General features: G+C 38.9%; 1 pseudogene. It reads right to left on the bottom strand.

Annotation, left to right across the window (positions count from 1 at the left end):
• A pseudogene (locus tag CBI42_RS11000) lies at positions 1-748 on the bottom strand (phage tail tip lysozyme); the annotation flags it as partial.

Raw genomic sequence — 748 nt, 5'->3', positions numbered from 1 at the left:
TTGAAGCTTTTAGTTGTGTTTTTTCATAAATTTCACTCTTAGAGGTATAACCAAATCTCTTCAGGATAACTAAAGGGGCTTGATAAGAAGGATCGTCCTCCTGGTAAAAAGGGTTAGCTAGTTCTTGATAAGAGGGGTATCGACCAACTTCTTTAGTCAACTCCTCTAGCTCTTTATACTCTTCTAACTCGCTATCACTCAACTTAGTCCACTTGAGATCTGACGAGGGGCCATATAAGTCAGCCATCTTCTTCAAATTGTGAGGGTCATCATTCAAATGATTCCAAAGATCATTCAAGGCATCTGAATAGTGATTGAAACCTAACGTCCCAGCCCATTCACCACCAGTCCCCTCATTCCAATTACTTTCTGGTTTCCAATCGCTACCGTAGCGAAAGTTCATGAAAAAGATCATGTCATCGATGTTTGTCCAATAGTCTACCTTATCATTGGACTTCTCTCGATCTCGTTTACTGATTTGAAGCCAGGATTTGTTCAAGTCAAATTCATTTTGTTGGACTGGACCACTCCCTCCAAAAACAGACATAAATATCCCAAATACTGCAAAGATGATAAACATTAAGAAATAGGACTTGACAGCTAAAGGATTTGTTAAAATCGAACGTAGTATTTTTGACGAAAACTTTAAGACTTTTCCTGTACGTTTTGATGCCTTCCCAAACTTTGAACGTCCCAGTCGCTTTTTGGCATGTTTCATTTTTTTGCTGAGTTTTCCTTCCCAGGAGAA

Source organism: Streptococcus sp. KR (genome assembly GCF_002238115.1).
GTDB lineage: Bacteria > Bacillota > Bacilli > Lactobacillales > Streptococcaceae > Streptococcus.
This window is presented reverse-complemented; position numbering and strand designations above follow the sequence as displayed.